The 19,332-nt window shown below is 44.7% G+C and carries 22 protein-coding genes; 11 read left to right on the forward strand and 11 right to left on the reverse strand.

Annotated elements, in window-relative coordinates; genetic code table 11:
• Positions 1 to 137: 137 nt before the first annotated feature.
• Positions 138 to 686, forward strand: a complete 549-nt coding sequence (locus tag D0C36_RS10180) for a 3'-5' exonuclease (RefSeq protein WP_199502003.1) — start codon at positions 138 to 140, stop codon at positions 684 to 686.
• A 169-nt stretch (positions 687 to 855) separates the two neighbouring features.
• On the opposite strand, the gene D0C36_RS10185 is transcribed toward D0C36_RS10180, so the two are convergent.
• From D0C36_RS10185 to D0C36_RS10200, 4 genes are all read right to left on the reverse strand, one after another.
• Positions 856 to 2,388, reverse strand: a complete 1,533-nt coding sequence (locus D0C36_RS10185; RefSeq protein ID WP_117391523.1) for a choice-of-anchor I family protein — start codon at positions 2,386 to 2,388, stop codon at positions 856 to 858.
• Between the two features lie 104 nt (positions 2,389 to 2,492).
• Entirely contained in the window at positions 2,493 to 4,034 is a 1,542-nt protein-coding gene (locus D0C36_RS10190; RefSeq protein ID WP_117391524.1) for a SulP family inorganic anion transporter, read from the reverse strand.
• 157 nt (positions 4,035 to 4,191) lie between these two features.
• A complete protein-coding gene (locus D0C36_RS10195) occupies positions 4,192 to 4,551 on the reverse strand; it encodes a cupin domain-containing protein (RefSeq protein ID WP_117391525.1) in 360 nt (119 codons plus the stop codon).
• Positions 4,552 to 4,718: 167 nt separating this feature from the next.
• A complete protein-coding gene (locus D0C36_RS10200; RefSeq protein ID WP_233524463.1) occupies positions 4,719 to 6,053 on the reverse strand; it encodes a BamA/TamA family outer membrane protein in 1,335 nt (444 codons plus the stop codon).
• A gap of 221 nt (positions 6,054 to 6,274) precedes the next feature.
• Between D0C36_RS10200 and D0C36_RS10205 the strand changes: the two genes are divergently transcribed.
• The 5 genes from D0C36_RS10205 (at position 6,275) to D0C36_RS10225 (ending at position 9,569) form a co-directional block, all read left to right on the forward strand.
• Entirely contained in the window at positions 6,275 to 6,604 is a 330-nt protein-coding gene (locus D0C36_RS10205; RefSeq protein ID WP_117391526.1) for an ArsR/SmtB family transcription factor, read from the forward strand.
• Positions 6,591 to 7,082, forward strand: a complete 492-nt coding sequence (locus D0C36_RS10210) for an SRPBCC family protein (protein ID WP_117391527.1) — start codon at positions 6,591 to 6,593, stop codon at positions 7,080 to 7,082. The genes D0C36_RS10205 and D0C36_RS10210 overlap by 14 nt, the downstream gene beginning before the upstream one ends.
• Before the next feature lie 93 nt (positions 7,083 to 7,175).
• Positions 7,176 to 7,736, forward strand: coding sequence for a cysteine hydrolase family protein (locus D0C36_RS10215; protein WP_117391528.1), 561 nt, complete (start codon positions 7,176 to 7,178; stop codon positions 7,734 to 7,736).
• Positions 7,737 to 7,796: 60 nt separating this feature from the next.
• Positions 7,797 to 8,777, forward strand: coding sequence for an SDR family oxidoreductase (locus D0C36_RS10220; RefSeq protein WP_117391529.1), 981 nt, complete (start codon positions 7,797 to 7,799; stop codon positions 8,775 to 8,777).
• A 3-nt stretch (positions 8,778 to 8,780) separates the two neighbouring features.
• Positions 8,781 to 9,569 (forward strand): SDR family NAD(P)-dependent oxidoreductase, encoded by a 789-nt coding sequence (locus tag D0C36_RS10225; RefSeq protein WP_117391530.1) that lies wholly within the window; start codon positions 8,781 to 8,783, stop codon positions 9,567 to 9,569.
• Between the two features lie 513 nt (positions 9,570 to 10,082).
• Here D0C36_RS10225 and D0C36_RS10230 read toward each other — a convergent pair.
• The 5 genes from D0C36_RS10230 to D0C36_RS10250 are packed head-to-tail and all read right to left on the reverse strand — an operon-like array spanning position 10,083 to position 15,006.
• Positions 10,083 to 11,102: an asparaginase gene (locus tag D0C36_RS10230; RefSeq protein WP_117391531.1), complete on the reverse strand. Its 1,020-nt coding sequence runs from the start codon at positions 11,100 to 11,102 to the stop codon at positions 10,083 to 10,085.
• A gap of 41 nt (positions 11,103 to 11,143) precedes the next feature.
• Positions 11,144 to 11,911 carry a TatD family hydrolase gene (locus D0C36_RS10235; protein WP_117391532.1) on the reverse strand — a complete coding sequence of 256 codons (768 nt, stop codon included), beginning with the start codon at positions 11,909 to 11,911 and terminating at the stop codon, positions 11,144 to 11,146.
• A gap of 51 nt (positions 11,912 to 11,962) precedes the next feature.
• Positions 11,963 to 12,964, reverse strand: a complete 1,002-nt coding sequence (locus D0C36_RS10240; protein ID WP_117391533.1) for an FKBP-type peptidyl-prolyl cis-trans isomerase — start codon at positions 12,962 to 12,964, stop codon at positions 11,963 to 11,965.
• A gap of 54 nt (positions 12,965 to 13,018) precedes the next feature.
• On the reverse strand, positions 13,019 to 13,981 hold the full coding sequence (locus D0C36_RS10245; protein ID WP_117391534.1) for an FKBP-type peptidyl-prolyl cis-trans isomerase: 963 nt from the start codon (positions 13,979 to 13,981) through the stop codon (positions 13,019 to 13,021).
• A gap of 14 nt (positions 13,982 to 13,995) precedes the next feature.
• Positions 13,996 to 15,006: a DHH family phosphoesterase gene (locus D0C36_RS10250; protein ID WP_117391535.1), complete on the reverse strand. Its 1,011-nt coding sequence runs from the start codon at positions 15,004 to 15,006 to the stop codon at positions 13,996 to 13,998.
• A gap of 128 nt (positions 15,007 to 15,134) precedes the next feature.
• On the opposite strand from D0C36_RS10250, the gene D0C36_RS10255 reads away from it, so the two are divergent.
• Both D0C36_RS10255 and D0C36_RS10260 read left to right on the forward strand, forming a co-directional pair.
• Positions 15,135 to 15,554, forward strand: coding sequence for a nucleoside-diphosphate kinase (locus D0C36_RS10255; RefSeq protein WP_117391536.1), 420 nt, complete (start codon positions 15,135 to 15,137; stop codon positions 15,552 to 15,554).
• A gap of 141 nt (positions 15,555 to 15,695) precedes the next feature.
• The gene (locus D0C36_RS10260) at positions 15,696 to 15,896 is read left to right on the forward strand and encodes a hypothetical protein (RefSeq protein ID WP_117391537.1); all 201 of its coding nucleotides are present in this window, start codon (positions 15,696 to 15,698) and stop codon (positions 15,894 to 15,896) included.
• A gap of 4 nt (positions 15,897 to 15,900) precedes the next feature.
• Here D0C36_RS10260 and D0C36_RS10265 read toward each other — a convergent pair whose 3' ends face one another.
• Both D0C36_RS10265 and recF read right to left on the reverse strand, forming a co-directional pair.
• Complete coding sequence (locus D0C36_RS10265) at positions 15,901 to 16,191, reverse strand: DUF721 domain-containing protein (RefSeq protein ID WP_117391538.1); 291 nt, start codon at positions 16,189 to 16,191, stop codon at positions 15,901 to 15,903.
• On the reverse strand, positions 16,184 to 17,284 hold the full coding sequence (gene recF / locus D0C36_RS10270; RefSeq protein ID WP_117391539.1) for a DNA replication/repair protein RecF: 1,101 nt from the start codon (positions 17,282 to 17,284) through the stop codon (positions 16,184 to 16,186). Before recF ends, D0C36_RS10265 begins: the two co-directional genes overlap by 8 nt.
• Before the next feature lie 365 nt (positions 17,285 to 17,649).
• Between recF and D0C36_RS10275 the strand changes: the two genes are divergently transcribed.
• From D0C36_RS10275 to D0C36_RS10285, 3 genes are all read left to right on the forward strand, one after another.
• Positions 17,650 to 18,336, forward strand: coding sequence for an SIMPL domain-containing protein (locus tag D0C36_RS10275; RefSeq protein WP_117391540.1), 687 nt, complete (start codon positions 17,650 to 17,652; stop codon positions 18,334 to 18,336).
• Positions 18,337 to 18,447: 111 nt separating this feature from the next.
• Positions 18,448 to 18,678 carry a hypothetical protein gene (locus D0C36_RS10280; RefSeq protein WP_117391541.1) on the forward strand — a complete coding sequence of 77 codons (231 nt, stop codon included), beginning with the start codon at positions 18,448 to 18,450 and terminating at the stop codon, positions 18,676 to 18,678.
• 87 nt (positions 18,679 to 18,765) lie between these two features.
• Complete coding sequence (locus tag D0C36_RS10285) at positions 18,766 to 19,179, forward strand: hypothetical protein (protein ID WP_117391542.1); 414 nt, start codon at positions 18,766 to 18,768, stop codon at positions 19,177 to 19,179.
• Positions 19,180 to 19,332: the final 153 nt, after the last annotated feature.

The raw sequence follows: 19,332 nt of genomic DNA on the forward strand, positions 1-19,332 counted from the left end.
TTAATTAATCTAAATAACATCAAGATTTCGTGAGAGTTAACCCAATCCTCTTATTTATTAACCCATTGTATATGTCGCAGATTTTTATTATATTATAGATAACGCAGAAATGGTTCTGCGCGTAAATATTAAATAGTATGGAAATTACTGACGAGGTTATCATCGTCGACCTCGAGGCCACCTGCTGGGAGCAGGATGGTGCTTACCAAAAACGACGAAGTGAGATCATTGAAATAGGTATTTGTAAGCTTGATACCTATACAGGCGAGATCAGCAAAAGCAAAGGCATACTGGTGAAACCGGTACATTCAGAGATCAGCAGGTTTTGTACGCAGCTTACATCCATCACCCCGCAAATGGTTGAGCAGGATGGCGTATCGTTAAAAGAAGCCTGTTCCATGATAGAGGCAACTTATGCCCCCGCCGGTTTAACATGGTGCAGCTATGGTGCCTATGATAAACGCATGCTGAAAGAGCAGTGTGCTTTGTTTAACGTACGTTATCCGCTGTCGGGCAATCACATTAACGTGAAAGAGCTGTTTGCCGAAGCTAAACGTTTACCCAAACCAATTGGTATGGACAGGGCCTTACGTTTGCTTAACCTTCCGTTAGAAGGCACCCACCACCGCGGTGTAGACGATGCCAGAAACATCGCAAAGATCCTTTATAACATCTTAGAGGACTAACTTTTAAAAGCCGCGCTATCCGGCGCGCAATTACATTCCCCTTTATTTATTGTTATTGAGTATTCTGCAAATATGCGGGGGGAATACCTTCGTGCCTTAAATCCGCCGTCGCCAATAAAAAAGGGCGGCTCTTTAAAGCCGCCCTTTGTAAATACAGAATATAATTTTCTTAGATAGTTTTTGGCGTATAAACCTTTATCACACCATCATTTTCGCTGCTTACCACCAAAAGGCTCTTTTTAGTAGGGCTGTTTTTGGCTGCAATGATCATTACGCCTTCGGGTGCGTCACCGCATTTTAATATCTGCAGAAAAGTTGGTTTGGTTGGGTCGGTAACATCATAAACAGCAACGGCATCAGCACGCTCCATACCTACAAAAGCTACATCCTTGTTGCCTATCTTACCAACAGCTATGCCTTCCGGCTCAACAGATTTATCATCGCTGCGGCCATCGTCATAAACGTTTATAGAAAGGGCTTTCTTGTCCAGCTCGTTCTTGCTGTCAAAAACCTGCGCACCGGTCATACCGTTCCACACACTGAATGAACGTGCACCGAAAGAGTATAATTCATCAAAATCACCATCGCCATCAGTATCACCTAAAGTAGTGGTGATGTTCAACCGGCCCAGCTGAGCGTTCTTTTGCAGATCGGCAGCGTTAGGGAATTTGGTTGCATCTAACTTGATATTTTTAATACGTTTCACTTCCGAGAAAGCATCGTACTCACGCGCATCACCTTCGTTTGCGGTGAATAAGTACGGCAATCCGTTTTTTTCTAATACGGCAATAGCATCGGGCATGTAAACACCTTTTACCGGCCATTTGGCAGCAACACCTACCGCGCCATCTTCGTCGCTAACATCTATCTCGTTACCGTCAACGCTGTAATCTTTAAAACCAAGAGGGAAGATCTCGGTAATGGTTTTTGAAGCAATATCAACTTTAGCTATCGCGTTGTTCTCTTGCAGAGTAACCCATGCAGTTTTTGAATCTGATGATACGGTGATATATTCCGGCTCAATGTCTTTTGCAAAATCATTACCCGGGCCAAAGATCCTGAAGCCTTTAGCAGTCAGTTCGGCTTTTTTGCTTGCGAATGAAGAGAAATCAACCGTGTTAACCGCGTAGTTATCGGCAACAGAGATGATAGATATACTGCCAACAGGATCGTTAGTGTAAGTGGTATTTGGCTCGCCCTCGTTAGCGGTAAGGATGAATTTTCCATCCGGCGAGAAAGTAACCATATCCGGCAGTGCGCCTACTGTGATCACTTTAATTTCGCTCAGGTCATCAGTTTTAAAAACGGCAACTTTACCGTTGGCTTGCTTATCAGTCGATTCGATAGCGGCAGCCAATTTGCCATTGCTTACAGCAACGCTGTTAACTGCACCACCATACGGAGCCATGGCAATAGAGTTGATCACCTTCATGTTTTTAGGATCGGCAAAATCAACCACGTCAATTTTGTTAACCGGGCCGTTGTTTACCACAAACAGGCGTTTGGTGGCAGGGTCAAAAGCAGTGATCTCGGCAGCACCGGCATCGCCAATGTCAATTGAACTGATCTCCTCAAAAGTTGAAGGGTCTTCGTTCACAAAAAATTCCGGTTCCGGGTCAACAGGTTTGTCAACCTGTACCCTGTCTTTCTTACAGCTTAAAAGAAATAAGCATACGAAAGCAGTAAGTAAATAGTGCTTCATAGAATGTTTTAAAGTTTATTTGTTTGAACCCCAAAACTATTATGAGAGCGTTAAGACAACTTACCCGGCAGATTAACGATGCGTTACCAAAATATTAGAAAGTTCTAAGAACGCCGCTCAGTAGCCACCTGATAAGCAGGGTCTTCCATTACGTTTACCTCGATCACATCCGCAGCATTTTTAAGCAGCTGGCGGCAATCTGCGCTGAGGTGTTTTAAGTGCAGTTGTTTACCGGCTGCGCGATATTTTTCGGTGAGTTTATTCAAAGCCTCAATGCCCGACATATCCGCCACCCTGCTATCCTTAAAATCGATTACGACTTCGGCAGGATCATTCTGTACATCAAACTTCTCGTTAAATGCCGTAACCGACGCAAAGAATAGCGGACCATAGATCTCATAATGTTTTACGCCCTGCTCATCTACATACTTACGTGCGCGGATACGTTTGGCGCTCTCCCAGGCAAACACCAAAGCAGAAATGATAACACCGATGAGCACAGCCAAAGCAAGATTATGCATCAGGATGGTGATCACGGCTACCAGCATGCCCACAATAATATCCTGTTTTGGCATTTTATTAATGATGCGGAAACTTGCCCACTCAAAGGTGCCGATAGCCACCATGATCATTACGCCTGTTAAAGCAGCCATAGGCAGGCGCTCGATAACCGGCGCACCAAACAGGATGATACATAAAATAGTCAACGATGCGATAATACCCGACAGCCTCGCCCTTGCACCGGCCGATAAGTTTACCAGCGTTTGTGCTATCATAGGGCAGCCACCCATACCGGTAAAGAAACCATTAAGGATATTAGCTATGCCCTGCGCTATCGATTCGCGATTACCATTACCTCGGGTAGCGGTTATTTCGTCAACCAGGTTGAGTGTAAGCAGTCCTTCTGTTAACCCCACGCCCGCCATTATTAAGGCATAGGGGAAAATTACCTCAAGCGTATGCAAATTGAAAGCTACCAAAGGGACATGGAACGGCGGGAAACCACCGCTAACAGCTGCAATATCTTTAACTGTTTTGGTTGGGATATTGAAGCCGAGTACCACCAAAAAGATAACAATGATAGCCACGAGGGATGCAGGCACTGCCTTGGTCAGTTTGGGCAATACAACCACAATAGCTATAGTTAGCAATACCAAGCCCAGCATAATGTACAAGGGCGTTCCGCTTAGCCAGGCCTCGTGGCCGGTAACTACCGTTTTAAACTGCTGCAGTTGGGCCATGAATATGATAACCGCAAGGCCGTTAACAAAGCCATACATTACCGGCTGCGGCACCAGTCTGATGAACTTGCCCAGTTTAAATACACCTACCAATATCTGGAAAACACCTGCCAGTGCAACAGCAGCAAATACATATTCGATTCCCTGAGTTTTCATCAGGGCAATTAAAACCACTACTGTAGCACCCGCACCGCCCGAGATCAGCCCCGGTCTGCCCCCCAGTATTGAGGTAACCAAACCCATTATAAATGCCGCATACAACCCTGCCAGCGGCGGGAAGCCAGCCAGTATGGCAAAAGATAATGACTCGGGCATCATGGTCATGGCTACGGTTAAACCGGCCAGTATCTCGTTCTTATAGTTTATTTTCTGAGAGAGATCAAAAAGGCGTAAATAAGGCTTCATCCTTAAAAATTAAAGTAAAAAAAAATAGCAAAATGAGGAAAGGGCGAAGCGTTGATTGCCTCGTAGTAAATTAAGGAGAACCCCTTATTCAGGGTGGTGTAACAGGGCTGTTGTAAACAGGCGTTGCTTTCATTGCCACAAAAATAGGAAAATGTTCCTACTCGTCGGCCTTAAAGTTGAAGCCTTTGGCCGGGTCGAAAGGAACATAAACGCGGCGCCAAGGCTCATGGCCCTGCATTTGCCAAACGTGGCCGGTACCGGTGGTATCCATAGCAATTAAAACTTCGCCGGGGTTAAGCGTAAATTTCTCGCCAGTATGGGTTTCAAAGTCCAGTGTGCCGGTTAAGCATATCACGTATTGATTGGTTGGCGCGGTATGCCAGTCGAGGAAAGAGTTAGGTGCAGTTTCTTTAAAACTGATGGTGTTGGCATCGTAAGATACGGCATCGGCAAGGTGACCGGTTTGTACGTGCGAATGGCCGTCATCTCCGGTGGTTAACAGGTAAGCTCTTATCATGATATTAAAAAATCATCGCCGTCAGTGTTGGTTGGCAGGCAATTAAAAATCATTGCCGTCAGCTTCAGCTGACGGTTAACAGCTGCAAGATAATGGGCTTTAGCCAAAAAGATGTGTTGACGAGATTATTTTACCGTCAGCTGAAGCTGACGGCAATGAACTTACCTTTAGAAAGCCTCGTTCAACCCAAGGAATAAACCGCGTGCACCATATTTACCCCATGCGTAATCGATACAAAGGTTGGTACGGGTAGCTTTGTTGAACAGCACGCGTAAACCGGCACCACCGCCCGGCTGCCAAACATCAAACAGTTTGGTACCCAGATCGTCATTAGCGCTTTGCACGTTAAAGAAGGTTACACCGCTCAGGAATTTATTCCTGGTGATAGGGAAACGGTACTCCAACTCTGAGTAAAAATACTGGTTGCCTTTAAAATAAGTAGTGGTATAACCCCTGCCGCTGCGGAAGTTACCATCCCTTGCCGTGCCAGGTATCTCCAGGTATGGCAGTGCACCGCCCACTACAAATGATGTCCAGTTCCAGAAGGCCAGCACATGCTCGGGGTTTGCTTCAGACAGGCTGAAGTATTTCCTGAAATCGGTATTCAGCTGCACAGCATTTTTTGTACTACCCATCCAGGTTTGGTTTACGCGGATACCGGCATCAACGTAAATACCGCGATAAGCACGGTTCTGGTTATCGCGGGTGGTATATTGTATGTTGGCATTTAAACCGTTTGAGGCATAATGATCGTCCTGGAAACCGTAGCGTTGGTTATAGATGCGGTATGGCGTAAGCACGGTATCGGCATTATTCTTATCATAGATTTTTCTACGGATATCGAACGATACACCTGCACCTACAAACAGCCCTTTATCTATCTGCTTGTACACCTTTTCGCGGAAGGCGTAATACTGGGCGTTAAGCACATAGGGCTTGCGGGTAGGGTTGCTCAGTATCAGATCTTCGGGACTACCGGTAGCTGCGTTGCCAATACCTATCCCAAAATCGGGCGTAACGGTTTTGGCGGCCACCAAACTACCCTGAAAGTTCCACTTATTACCGGGCGTGTAAACGTTATGGGTAAGGTAAAAATAGATGATGTTTTTTGTAGTGATAGATGCCGATGTTGCCGCAACAGACATCAGCGTATTTGGATCGCTGCCCAGCACTTTACCGGCAACCGCCTTGATGCCTATCTGCGTACCAATACTTGGGTTTGATGCAATGTTAGGGATAATGGTGATACCTGATGGTTTTTTCTTAACTGAATCAGGTTTTTTGTTAGGGTGGAAAACATCATGGAACAAGTCGCCCACATCATATTGGCCGGTGGTATTGTTATCCTTCTTTATTTCGGCCACCTTTTTCAGCGAGTCGGCCTTTGCCGAATCGGCTTGAGTAACCTGTGCGCGGCTAATATTTGCAACAGCCATCAGCATCAGTATCAATACTGTGCCTGTTAGCTTTTTAAAGCGTTTCTGTATCAAAAGTTTCTTCAAGATAGTTTTCGTTTAGCGTCATCCTAACAGTTGCGTTAACAAAATGTTAGATGTAATTATTTTTTTGACAATTAAGCGACCTTGGCAAACGCTGCTTACAACTCACCATCAAATTGACAATCAATTACTTAAAACAGTAAATAAAAATAAAGTTTGATAAAATTTGCGCAACTGAAAAGTTGCACATATGTTTGCAATCAAACGGTTGCAATTTATAAAAAATGAGACGAGATGTATTCCAGGCTATAGCAGACCCTACCCGCAGAGCCATCATTACCCTGCTTGCTTTACAAGCCATGACACCCAATGCCATGGCTGAGCATTTTGACAGCAGCAGGCAGGCGGTATCTAAACATTTACAGATACTTACCGAATGCGAGCTGGTGCAGCCTAAACAAACCGGAAGGGAAATTTATTATCACTTTAACCCTGACAAAATGAAAGAAGTAGACATTTGGCTCGAGCGTTTCCGCAAACTGTGGGAAGACCGCTTTGACCAGTTAGATAACCTGTTAGCAAATCAAAAACCTGAGAAAAATGGCAACAAATGAAACCCTGATCACCAAAGATCAGCCAAACAAACTGAAAGTAAAACGCAGCTTTAATGCACCGCTAAGCAAAGTATGGCCGGCCTGGACACAAGCCGAACTGCTTGACCAATGGTGGGCCCCTCGCCCATGGAAGGCCATCACCAAAAGCTTAGACTTTAGCAATGGCGGCACCTGGCTTTACAGCATGAACGGCCCGCAGGGCGAGGTATCATGGTGCCGTGTTGATTTCCGCGACATAGTGGATGAGCAAACTTTTAGCACCGATGTATGCTTTTGCGATGAGGATGGTAACAAAAATCCCGACTTCCCGGAGATGCATTGGACATGCAACTTCAGCGAGGCTGATGGTGTGACCCATGTAAATATCGATATCAACTTTGACTCTGATACCGAACTGGAGAAAATTGTGGCAATGGGTTTCAAAGAAGGTTTTACCATGGGCCTTGGCAACCTGGACGAATTACTGGCCGCCCAATAAACGTAACAATATTGTTGATGATAGCAGGCAACCCAATAGGGTTGCCTTTTTTGCGTTTATATTGTTGTAATAAAACACACATCTGCATCACAAATGTCATCATCTAATACCGCACTCCTTGTAATGGACCTGCAGCCTGCCATTTTGGGCGGCATCCCCGAAGTACCTTTAACCGCACTGCTTGGCCGTATTAAAAAAGCGATACAAGCTGCTCATCATCATAAAATACCGGTTATTTATGTCGCCTTGTCATTCAGGCCGGGTGCTCCCGAGGTAAGCAGCAACAACAGTTTCTTTAACGCCGCCCGCGAACGTTTTGATAACCCGCATTTCGGGGCCATCCATCCTGATGTTGCTCCAAAGCTTGGCGATATCGTTGTCTACAAAAAACGCTTCAGCGCCTTTACCGGTAGTGATCTGGAAGTGGTGCTGCGCGGATTAAACGCGAAGCATTTGGTAATGGCCGGCGTATCTACCAGCGGCGTTGTGCTCTCCACCACCCGCGAAGCCGCCGATAAGGATTATCAGCTTACTATCCTAACCGATGGCTGCCATGATGCGGATGAAGAAGTACACCGTGTACTCACTACCAAAGTGCTGCCTAAACAGGCGCAAATGATAAGTATTGATGACTGGTGCGAAGGTTTGGCGTAGACATCTATGCCCTTAAATTTTCATTTGTGGTAAGATAAACCCATCTTTACTACATCTATTATGAATATTTTAGTTACCGGCGCTACTGGTTTCATCGGCAGGCAATTGTGTTTTGTACTTGCCGAACGTGGTTACCATGTAAAAGCGCTCTGCCGAAAAACCGATCATCCGTATCTCATCCATCACCCAAATATTGAGCCCATAAAAGGCGATATACTGGACAAGGCGAGTCTGGCTGTTGCCATGCAAAATTGCACTTATGTTTTCCATACGGCGGCCATGGCCAAGATGTGGGCACGCAATGTAAACGATTTCCAGGAGACCAACGTAACCGGCACCCGCAATGTACTTGAGGCAGCCCGCGATGCCGGTGTGCAGCGTGTTATCTACACCTCTACCTGCGGCGTTTGGGGACCAACCCTGAAATATCCTATGAACGAAGATGACCCGCGCGTAGTGGGTTTCCCGATAGCTTATGAGCGCACCAAATATCTGGCAGAACTGGTGGTAAAGGAGTTTGTGAACCAGGGGATGGATGTGGTTACCGTAAACCCTTCACGAGTTTTTGGCGAAGGGCCGATAACCGACAGCAATACCGTTAGCAAAATGATAAGCGGCTACTTAAAAGGAAAGTGGCGCATTATACCCGGCGATGGCGGACAGATCTCAAACTACGCCTATCTGGATGATGTGGTGGACGGCCATGTATCTGCCATGGATAATGGCGTTAGCGGTGAGCGCTACATTTTAGGCGGCGAGGATGTGAGCTTTAACGAGTTCTTTAAAACGCTGGAAGCTATCTCGGGCATCAAGCGCGGCATGATACGCCTGCCGCAGCGCGTAATCAAATTCTACAGCCGGTTTGAGGCCTTAAAAACTAAACTCACCGGCCTGACTCCGGTTTTCCTGCCCGAGTTTGCCGATAGGTTAAAGTTCAATCAAAAATACAGCAGCCAAAAAGCCATGAACCAGCTGGGTTACCGCATTACCCCGTTTGATGAAGCCATGCGCCGTACCATTGATTACCTTAAAACGCATTAAGCCATGAGTCAGTTAACCGCAATAGTCACCGGCGCCAGCGAGGGTTTGGGTAAAGCGTTTGCCATTGAACTGGCAAAGCGGGGTATCAACCTGGTACTGGTATCGCTGCCGGAGAGTGGCTTAATTCCACTTGGCAAATACATTAATAAAACATTCGATATCCGCGTTGATACCGTTGAGCTTGATCTTACACACGATGAAAGCCCAACCGAGATCTTCCAGTTTCTGAAACGGGAGAAGCTCACCGCGCATATCCTCATTAACAACGCAGGCCTTGGTAATTGGGACTTGTTTATCGATAAGCAACCCGAATTTTACCGTACACAAATAGAGCTTAATGTGATTGCCCCGGTAATACTCACCCGCATGTTTTTAGAGCAGGCTGATGACCAGGTCACTTCGTACATATTAAATGTAGGTAGCCTGGGTGGCACCTTTGTAGTTCCGCGTAAGTCGGTTTACGGGGCAAGCAAGGCTTTCATCAGCTATCTCACCAAATGCCTGCAACTGGAGTTGACGGGAAAGAATGTAAAAATGAGTTTGCTTAGTCCGGGTGGGATAAACACCAAGCCGGAGTTATTGGTGATAAACCAGCAGCTGAAAGGCATTGCCAAAGCAACCATATTTGAAGCCGAAGACGTTGCCCGCATCGCAATTGATGGCCTGTTCAAAGGCAAAAAAGAGATAGTACCCGGCCAGGCTAATAAATTACTGGTGGGGTTAAACAGTGTGCTTCCGGGGTTTATTAAGAATGCTATTATAAAAGGGAAATTGAAGGAGCATGGGAAGTGATGAATCCGTCATGCCGAACTTGTTTCAGCATCTCAAACGCTAAGTCTATACAGTCATTATCGTCAGTCTGCTCATTGCCGCAGAGGCTACTTCTTTTGTCTTGAAACAAAAGAAGCAAAAATTCAAGTCAGCAAAGAGGCTTCTTTGTCGCACAAGCCTTTGCCCAGCAAGCTGCCAGAACCACGGGCTGGAAATCTCTTACCCTTACCCTTTAGACCTTCGCTTCTGTAATAGATTTCGCAATGCCCTTCCCGACGCACAAGGCCACCATCGTTCTGCCCGCTTCGCCCGAAGCTTTTTTGCTGACAGGAAAAACAGCACTAACGGAGCGTCACCGAAAAATGCGACATAGCGTAACGTGCGGATAGCACAAGCATTGCAGCAGCACTGACATTGTAGCGCGTTACCAAGTCGCGAGTTTTCTTTGGTTACTTTCTTTTGCGGAAAAAGAAAGTGACATCCACTGACGACTCATATCGCCAAAACCATTCCTAATGAAATGCAAATCTTAGGCTACGCTTCCGTCAACTCCCCGCGCAGGTCTTTCTCTAAACAACGCCTTACTTCTGCAGGATCTTCAATTTCACCTAAGAGGTACATCATTTTGGTAACCGCGGCTTCAAAGGTCATGTCGTAACCGCTGGCTACGCCGATGTCTTTGAGTTGCTTGCTGGTTTCGTAACGGCCAAGCTCAACCGAGCCTACTTTACATTGCGAAATATCCAGGATCACTTTACCGGCATCTATGGCATTTTTAAGCAGGTCAACAAACCATTGGTCGGTAGTGGTATTGCCTGCACCAAAGGTTTCCATTACTATGCCGCGTACATCGGCATTTAAAACAGCCTCCACTACTTTAGGGCCAATGCCCGGGTAAAGTTTAAGTACTGCAACATCGCTTATCATCTGGTTATGGATCTTCAGCGGACCTTCGCCGGGCTGGCGGATATCATTTACACTGAAACGCAAATGTACTCCCGACTCGGCCAATATTGGATAATTTGGCGAGCGGAAGGCCTCGAATTTTGATGAGTTATATTTAAACGCACGGTTACCGCGGAAAAGTTTGTAATCAAAATAGATACAAACCTCGGGCACGCGCGAGCGGTCGTTCTTTTTGGCCTTGGCTATCTCGATAGCCGTCATCAGGTTCTCTTTAGCGTCGGTACGTACGGCACTGATAGGCAGTTGCGAACCTGTGAAAATAACCGGTTTGTTCAGGTTCTGCAGCATAAAGCTTAGGGCCGATGCCGTGTAGGCCATGGTATCAGAACCGTGCAGAATAACAAAGCCGTCAACCTCGTTGTAATTACTTTCAATAAGCGCAGCCAGTTCGCCCCAAATTTCGGGGTTCATGTTTGATGAATCGATGATATGTTCGAACGAGTGGACTTTTATCTTACAGTTAAGCTTTTCAAGCTCGGGCACGTTGTCCATTATCTGTTCAAAGTTAATGGGTACTAATGTCTTTGTAACCGGGTCGCTCATCATACCGATTGTCCCTCCGGTATAGATGATCAAAATTTGGCTCATTTAGGGTTATTTCGGGGTTTAACGGCGGTAAATATAGTTATTTATATACCAAAAACGGCTTTAGAATTAGCTGTGGTAATTTCAGCCACTTCCTCAACAAATTTGTTATGCAGGTCGGCCACTTTTTGGGCTACATATATAAGATATGAGCTTTCGTTAGGCTTACCGCGATATGGTACCGGTGTTAAGTACGGCGAATCGGTTTCCAGCACAAGGTGTTTCAGTTCTATCTGCTCCACCACTTTATCAAGCCCGGCATTTTTGTAAGTCACCACGCCACCTATGCCAAGGTAAAAACCAAGATCTATAACCTTTTGGGCCTGCTCCAGCGTGCCACTAAAGCAATGGAATATGCCGCGCAATTTCTCATCCTGCTCATCAAGCAAAACCTGGTAAACCTCGTCAAAAGCATCGCGGCAGTGGATAACAATAGGCAGATCTAACGCTTTGGCCCACTTTATCTGCAGTTTAAAAGCTTGCACCTGTTGGGTAAGCGTAGTTTTATCCCAGTAAAGATCAATACCAATCTCGCCAATGGCGTATATTTTATGCTGATGGATGGCAGGCTGAATAACCGCCAGTTCCTCTTCCCAGTCCTCTTTTACCGAGCATGGGTGCAGGCCCAGCATGGGGTAGCAATTATCCGGATATGCCTGCAACAACTCAAACATCATGGGTACCGATGCTGCATCTACATTGGGCAGAAATAGCCTGCCAATGCCGTTCTGTTTACAACGCTGCATCAACTCATCGCGTTTGGCAGCATCCGCCTCATAATAGAGGTGTGTATGTGTATCTGTTAATACCATGGCACAAAAATAAAAAAGCCTTCCGGTGCAGAAGGCTTTTGGTATGTCATTTTAGTTTTTCTTTTTAGCGGTAACACGCTTTTTAACTGCGGTTTTCTTTTTGGTGGTAGTTGCCTTTGGCGCTGCCGCGTGTGGCACACGTACTACTTTCACCAATTCCAGATCAAATATCAGTGTAGAGAACGGCTTAATATCATTACCCGCCCCACGCTCGCCATAGGCAAGGGTTGACGGGATAAGGAAAGTGGCTTTAGAACCTTCGTTAAGCAAAGCTAAACCTTCATCCCATCCCGGTATAACACGGCCGGAAGCCAGTGCAAAGCTGATAGGTTCATAATTGCGGCCAGGTTGTTGCAAACCGGCAGCTTTAGCATCAGCTTCAATGCTGCTGTCAAAAACTTTACCCTCAAGTGTGCGGCCTGTATAATTAACATACACGGTATCGCCTGCAAGCGGTTTTGGCTTGGTGCCAGCTTCTTTAATAATATATTTTAAACCCGACGCGGTAGTTTTGGGTGTTAACTTTTTCTCGGCAATGTATTTTGTAAGCAAACCAGCCTCTGCAATTTTTAACTTCTCGCCTTCGGCTTTTACCTTAGCCATGGCTGCATTACGTTCGGCCATAGCCTCATCAAGCGTTTGGGCCTTTATGATTTTTACGTTAAACACCACGTTGCTGCCTTTTTCAAAAATTGCCGGCATTTGAGCCTCATGCCCCTTATAGATAGAGTCGACAGGTATTTTCACGCAGGCACTGTCATTAACGCTCATCTGCTGAAAAATGTTCATCAGATCGGCAGGGTTAGTTGATGCCCTAACCTGCGTTTTAACCGGCTGGCCCTGTTTATAGGTACTAAACAAAACCGAATCTTTTCCATTTTTTTGTACCGCTTCAAAAGTGATCACATCATTTTCGGTCAATTTGCGGCCGGGGTTCTTTGATATGATCTGGTACTCAACGCCTTTATCAGCCTTTTTAAATTGAGCAGGTGTTTGGGCAGAAGCACTTAATGCTGTTGCAGCAAATGCGATGGTGTAAATTATCTTTTTCATAGAAATAAAAAAGCCTCTCCGGGTTTACCGGAGAGGCTGTAAATTTTTAACTAATTATCTCGCCGGCGGCAATGTTGGTTGCGGAGCCTTTGGAGCGTTAGGGTCAGTTTTAATGACATTTACTATCTCGATATCAAAAGTAAGTGGTGCAAATGCAGGGATTACACCGTTACCTATACCTTGCTCGCCGTAAGCAAGCTCAGATGGGATCACGAATACTGCTTTTGAACCTTTGTTTAATAACAATAAACCTTGTTCCCATCCCTGTATAACCTGGCCTGCACCAACCTTAACCTTGATAGGTGCATATTTGCGGCGCGGGTCATAACCTTTAACCTTCTTGGCATCTTCCGGGTTGCTGCTGTCAAATACTTTACCATCAAGCAACCTGCCTGTATAATTTAATACTGCGGTATCGCCATTTTGGATGTTTGGGCCACTACCAGGCTTGGTGATCTGGTATTGGATGCCAGATGCAGTCTTGGTCATCTGCAGTTTTTTATCAGCAATAAATTTATTTATTGCGACAGGTTCCTTTTTCTGAGCGGCTTCTTTTAATGCGGCAAAGTAATCGCTGATATGCTTTTGGAAAACAGGATCAGTGGTGTTGCCTTTAGCGATCACTTTCTGAACTTTAATTTCATAAATAAGGTATTTGCCTTTAAAGCCCGGAGGTTTTGGCTGGCCTTTTTTAAACATCGAGTCGATGTTTACTTTTATGGTTACGCTATCGCCTTCGCTAAGCAAAGGAAAAATTGCAGTGATATCACCTTTACGTTGAGGTTTTTGGTAGATAAGCGGTGCAGGGCGGCCCATATCATAAGTACTGCCCATTACAGAGTCGGCTTCGTTTTTTAATACCAGGTCGGCACTTACAAAGTCGCCTTCTTTAATGGTAGCGCCAGATTTATCAGTACGAAAGCTGTAAAGCAAACCACCGTCGGCCTGTTTAAAACCGCTTTTGCAGCTTGCAAACGCCAATGCGGCAACTGCCATTATCACTAAATTCTTTCTCATTTCTCTTTTTGATGTTACTGTATTAATAGTTTTTTATACTCGGGTAATATTGATTTAAATTTCTCTACGGTAGCCTCTAATGATTCATCAGACTGCCCCCCTGCAGCATTGCGATGACCTCCACCGGCAAAGTATTTCTTGCAGATCTCATTGGCCGGAAACTCGCCTTTTGAACGCAGTGATAGCTTAACCCTATCTGTACGCTCAACAATAAACGCTGCTAAACGGATACTGGCAATAGATAGTGCATAGTTCACAATACCTTCGGTATCGCCGGTATTAACGTCAAAACGTTGCAAATCTTGTTTGTTGACCGAGATAATGGCCGTATTAAACTCGGGCAGTATCTCTAAACAGTTTGCTAAACAATGGCCCAGGAAACGTAAGCGGTTTTCTGATGCGCTGTTGTAAACCAGTTCGTGAATGCGCGAGTTATTGGCACCTGCATCAATCAGGTCGGCAACTATGCGGTGCACATCTGATGTTGTATTTGGCAGGCGGAACGATGCCGAATCTGTCATGATACCTGTGTAAAGGCAGGTGGCAACATCTTTATTTATTAATGCGCGGTTATTTAGCTGATCAACAATAAAGGTATAAACCAGTTGCGCAGCTGCACATGCATTGATATCCCAGTGGCGGTAATCGTCAAAATCCTCAGGCTCCAGGTGATGGTCAATCATCACTTTGTATGCAGTGGTTTGGCGTACCAGTTCGCCCAGTTCATTTATGCGGTTAAGCGAATTAAAATCAAGGCAGAAGATGATCTCGGCCTCGGCTACCAGTTTTGCAGAAAGTTCTTGCTGTTGTGTAAAGATAACCACCTCTTCGTTACCCGGCATCCATGTTAAAAAATCGGGGTAATCTGTAGGGGTGATAACTGTTGTGTGGTGCCCTTGCTGTATCAGGTAATTATATAATCCTAACGACGAGCCCATAGCGTCTCCATCCGGTTTATGATGGGTGGTAATTACTACTTTGCGTGGCCGGGATAAGAAATCTGTAAGCGAGGCTAAATCCAACATCAATTTTTAAAGAAGGCAAAGCTAAATAAATTAATTAAAAACCGGCATTATATTTAAAAGCGAAGGCTTTAAGTTTCAGTAATAAAAACTTAATTTTGCGGCCTTAAATTACAACGTATAATTATACCATGGCAACTAACAGAACTTTTACGATGATAAAGCCGGATGCGGTAGCAAATGGCCACATGGGCGCAATACTTGACCAGATCACTAAAGCTGGCTTTAAAGTGATAGCCCTTAAATACACTGCGCTATCTGCAGAAAAAGCAGGTGAGTTTTACGCAGTACACAGCGAGCGCGGCTTCTTTAACGACCTGGTTGCTTTCATGACATCGGGCCCAATTGTAGCAGCTATCCTTGAAAAAGATAACGCTATTGAAGATTTCCGTAAACTTATTGGCGCTACAGACCCAAGCAAGGCAGAAGAAGGTACTATCCGTAACCGCTTTGCAAAATCAATCGATGCAAATGCTATACACGGATCTGACTCTGATGAAAATGCCGCAATTGAAGGAAATTTCTTTTTCTCGGCTTTTGAGCGTTTTTAAGCATTAAGAAACACCAAACACAACAAAAGGTTGTAACTTAATTTGTTACAACCTTTTTTATGGCATTTATTTTGTTTTGTTAAAGTTGATTTTCTATCTTTACAAGACAAAGGCCATATACCTTAGCAAAAACCAATTACCATGAAATTAGTATTCAAATACATTATTTACTCAATTATCATAATAGGTATTGTTGTGGCATCTATGGATATCTTCCGCAATCACCCGGAAGCACAGTTTGCTTTCATCTTCCCGGGTATCTTTATGCTGGCGTTTTCTCAGATAATGGATGATAGCTTCCGTAAAGCTATGCATCGCTTGCGCCTTTCTCGCGGCAGATAATCTTTTACAAGAATATCATATCGTCTATTAAAGTACTTTTAGCTTCGTCGTTTATCTTCTGGATGATCTGGTGACGCATCATTACTAATTCGTTTTTTATTACCGACGATTCGATACGAAGGAATAATTTCTTATCGCGTATAAACAGTTCTTTGGTGCGGTTTGCTACGCTTTTGCCCACAATATCGGGCCAGGCAGCCACAACATGCGTTTCATCAAAACGGCGTTTAATTTTGTACACATTAAGCATTTGCTCAATGGCATCTTTTAATGATTTGTCGTTTGCCTTACGCATCTATATTCCCCTCTGTTACCTTAAATAGTTTTACATCCACGTTTATCCTGTCAAAGATAGCTTTTACCCGCTCCATACTGGTATCGGTAATAAAAACCTGCCCAAAATTGTTGTTTGATACCATTTGCATCAACTTGGTAACGCGGTTCTCATCAAGCTTATCAAAAATATCATCTAACAGCAGCAACGGCTTAAAGCCTTTGTTTTGAGTAAGGAAGGTATATTGAGCCAACTTCAATGCTATCAGAAAAGATTTCTGTTGCCCCTGCGAGCCAAACTTTTTCATGGCCATGCCATGGATGTTAAACTGCAGGTCATCTCGGTGGATACCCAACGACGTGCGCTCCAGTACTCTATCGCGCTCCATATTCTTTTTAAGGATGTTTGCAAAGTTATCCTGCAACAGCGGAGATTCATACGCCAGCTCCACCTTCTCCGCATCCTGACTCAAGAATTGATAATGCTGATTAAAAATCTCTGTAAACACATCCATAAAAGCACGGCGCTTTTCAAATATGCGCGTGCCCGATGCTACCAGTTGGTCATCGTAAATACTCAACAGTTCAGGGTCATACCTTCCGGTATCGGCTATTTGCTTCAGCAAGCTGTTACGGTTAGCCAGCACTTTGTTATACGCTATCAGCTCATCCAGGTATTTACTATCTGTTTGTGAGATAACATTATCGATAAACTTGCGGCGCTCCTCGCTTCCCTCAATAATAATACTGATATCATAAGGCGATATCATCACCAAAGGCAATAAACCAATATGATCTGCCAGCCGCTGATAATCTTTCTTGTTGCGTTTAAACTGTTTTTTTTGATTACGCTTTACCCCACAGGCCACAACTTCTTTCCCGCCGTTCTTTTGGAAAGTACCGTTAATCATAAAGAAATCAGTCCCCTGCTTTATCTGCTGGCTATCAATGGGGTTAAAATAGCTTTTGCAAAGCGATAGGTAATGCACCGCATCCAGCAAATTGGTTTTGCCTGCACCGTTGTTACCCACAAAGGCATTCACCCCTTCAGAAAGGGACAATTCGGCCTCGGCGTAGTTTTTAAAGTTGATGAAAGAGAGGTGCTGCAGGTACATATTGAGGGTAGCAAATTTACAGTTTTTATTTGGGACTCGCCCCCTACCCCTTCTCTGCTTCGCAAAGAGGGGATGATTATTTTTCAACGTACCTTACTCTCTTTTTGCGCAGCAAAGAGAGAGTCGACGAGCGTAACTTCCCAACCGTCATTGCGAGGAGCGACAGCGACATGGCAATCCCCGACCTACAGAGCCGCCCTGTAAATCGGGGATTGCTACGCTCGCAATGACGGTTGGAAAAATCAGAAATAATACCGCAAACACATTCCCCCTTCATCAGTTTAAAGCCATATATATTATTTTTTTCTGTTTCATATTAAACTTTATTGCCGTAATAATATCAATACACTAAATACTAAGTACACATGAAAAAATTACTTTTAATAGCCGCATTCGCAATAACAAGCCTGGGTGCATTTGCACAAACTGCTGATCTTCGCCGTAAAATTGAAGTAACCGGCGTTGCAGAGCAGGAGGTTACTCCCGATATTATTAATGTAAGTATCTCGCTTAAAGAATACATGAGCGGTAAAACCAAAGTGACCATTACCCAACTGGAGCAACAATTGGAGAAAGCGGTTGCACAGGCCGGTATAGCTAAAGAAGACTTCACGGTGAACAGCCTGTCGTCATGGAACTACGCTACCGAAAAGAAAAAGAACCCCGACTTTTTGGCAAGCAAAACCTACGGCATCAAATTTCATGATCTGAATAAGTTTAACCAAATACTGGCTAAGCTGGATGCAAAAGGTATCCAATCTACCAATATTGATAGCTACGATTACTCTAAGATAAATGAGGTAAAAAACAAGCTAAAATTGCAGGCTTTGATCTCTGCACGCGATAAAGCAGCTTACCTGGTAAATGGCTTAGGCGACAAACTGGGCAGTGCGCTTAATATCACCGAGAATGATAACAGCAGCTTTCCGCAACCACGTATGTACATGATGGCAAAAACTGCAATGGCTGCCGATGCTACACCAGAATCAGACATTGATGTTCGCAAGATCAAGCTTAGCTTCCAGATCAATGCAGTGTTCGAGATAAAATAATTACATCAACATATATATAAATTAAACGGCGGGCTGGTTAGTCTGCCGTTTTTTGTTGGCAAACATTTAAATTAGGGGCAGGTTATTATTAAACATCAATACCCCGAAACCATGAAAACATTCAAATATTTTGCAGGTGTATTAGCATTATCGGCAGCTTTAACCGCCTGCGGCGACGGTAAAAAATCTACTACAGGTAACACGCAGGATACAACTGCCAAAACCGACACCACCTCTTTAACAACCGCGCCAACTGATACTTCAAAGGCTGACAGTGGCAAGACAACAGCACCCGCAAACAATACCGCTGTTGATACATCAGACGCCCGGCCTGTACATTAACAGTAACCCTTTGGCAATTAGTGCGTATAAAGGGTTGACATTATAAAATTTACATTTTATATTTACCTGCCCCTTAATTGATTAGCAATGATACGTACCCGTTCCAAAAAAGTACTTTTGGTAGCGCCGAACACTTTCCCCGACCAGTTACTGGCCGAGTACGATAACGTAAAACATATTTCGGCCCTCACCGCAATATTCCCGTCGATACACGAGCTGCAACCCCACGTAATTTTGTTTGACCATGCACACATGGGCGACCAGATGGAACGCGTGTTGCGCCGCCTGCAATCGAATGTTTTTTACAAGAGCATCAAAATTTGCTGCTACAAGCAAAAAGAAAGCCCCCGCGCCGACTCTACACTGAAAGTTTTGGGCGTACAGCACATGATATACCACGAAGATCTTCAAAAGGTATCAAAAAGCAACGCTACCCTCAGTGCCATCAACAATATTATTGATGCATCGCTGCTTAAATGGGTAGCAGGGGTTGGGAATTGAGATATAATTAAAAAAACACGTCATTTCGAACGAGCGTATTGAGGAGAAATCTTCTACGCAAGATGCTTACATGCGCTTGTCGCTTACAGAAGATTTCTCGTCGTTCCTTCACACCACCCCACCCTTCTGCTCTGTCGAAATGACAGGATGCTT

Origin of the sequence: Mucilaginibacter conchicola (assembly GCF_003432115.1) — a bacterium.
GTDB lineage: Bacteria > Bacteroidota > Bacteroidia > Sphingobacteriales > Sphingobacteriaceae > Mucilaginibacter > Mucilaginibacter conchicola.

Excerpts from the sequence above, each read along its gene's own strand:
- D0C36_RS10245 (WP_117391534.1), bottom strand. The coding sequence starts at position 13,981 with ATGAGAAAGAATTTAGTGATAATGGCAGTTGCCGCATTGGCGTTTGCA.
- D0C36_RS10235 (WP_117391532.1), bottom strand. The coding sequence starts at position 11,911 with ATGGTATTAACAGATACACATACACACCTCTATTATGAGGCGGATGCT.
- D0C36_RS10185 (WP_117391523.1), bottom strand. The coding sequence starts at position 2,388 with ATGAAGCACTATTTACTTACTGCTTTCGTATGCTTATTTCTTTTAAGC.
- D0C36_RS10285 (WP_117391542.1), top strand. The coding sequence starts at position 18,766 with ATGATACGTACCCGTTCCAAAAAAGTACTTTTGGTAGCGCCGAACACT.
- D0C36_RS10215 (WP_117391528.1), top strand. The coding sequence starts at position 7,176 with ATGTCATCATCTAATACCGCACTCCTTGTAATGGACCTGCAGCCTGCC.
- D0C36_RS10240 (WP_117391533.1), bottom strand. The coding sequence starts at position 12,964 with ATGAAAAAGATAATTTACACCATCGCATTTGCTGCAACAGCATTAAGT.
- D0C36_RS10250 (WP_117391535.1), bottom strand. The coding sequence starts at position 15,006 with ATGTTGGATTTAGCCTCGCTTACAGATTTCTTATCCCGGCCACGCAAA.
- D0C36_RS10280 (WP_117391541.1), top strand. The coding sequence starts at position 18,448 with ATGAAAACATTCAAATATTTTGCAGGTGTATTAGCATTATCGGCAGCT.
- D0C36_RS10265 (WP_117391538.1), bottom strand. The coding sequence starts at position 16,191 with ATGCGTAAGGCAAACGACAAATCATTAAAAGATGCCATTGAGCAAATG.
- D0C36_RS10230 (WP_117391531.1), bottom strand. The coding sequence starts at position 11,102 with ATGAGCCAAATTTTGATCATCTATACCGGAGGGACAATCGGTATGATG.
- D0C36_RS10195 (WP_117391525.1), bottom strand. The coding sequence starts at position 4,551 with ATGATAAGAGCTTACCTGTTAACCACCGGAGATGACGGCCATTCGCAC.
- D0C36_RS10255 (WP_117391536.1), top strand. The coding sequence starts at position 15,135 with ATGGCAACTAACAGAACTTTTACGATGATAAAGCCGGATGCGGTAGCA.
- D0C36_RS10190 (WP_117391524.1), bottom strand. The coding sequence starts at position 4,034 with ATGAAGCCTTATTTACGCCTTTTTGATCTCTCTCAGAAAATAAACTAT.
- D0C36_RS10205 (WP_117391526.1), top strand. The coding sequence starts at position 6,275 with ATGAGACGAGATGTATTCCAGGCTATAGCAGACCCTACCCGCAGAGCC.
- D0C36_RS10210 (WP_117391527.1), top strand. The coding sequence starts at position 6,591 with ATGGCAACAAATGAAACCCTGATCACCAAAGATCAGCCAAACAAACTG.
- D0C36_RS10275 (WP_117391540.1), top strand. The coding sequence starts at position 17,650 with ATGAAAAAATTACTTTTAATAGCCGCATTCGCAATAACAAGCCTGGGT.
- D0C36_RS10180 (WP_199502003.1), top strand. The coding sequence starts at position 138 with ATGGAAATTACTGACGAGGTTATCATCGTCGACCTCGAGGCCACCTGC.
- recF (WP_117391539.1), bottom strand. The coding sequence starts at position 17,284 with ATGTACCTGCAGCACCTCTCTTTCATCAACTTTAAAAACTACGCCGAG.
- D0C36_RS10220 (WP_117391529.1), top strand. The coding sequence starts at position 7,797 with ATGAATATTTTAGTTACCGGCGCTACTGGTTTCATCGGCAGGCAATTG.
- D0C36_RS10260 (WP_117391537.1), top strand. The coding sequence starts at position 15,696 with ATGAAATTAGTATTCAAATACATTATTTACTCAATTATCATAATAGGT.
- D0C36_RS10225 (WP_117391530.1), top strand. The coding sequence starts at position 8,781 with ATGAGTCAGTTAACCGCAATAGTCACCGGCGCCAGCGAGGGTTTGGGT.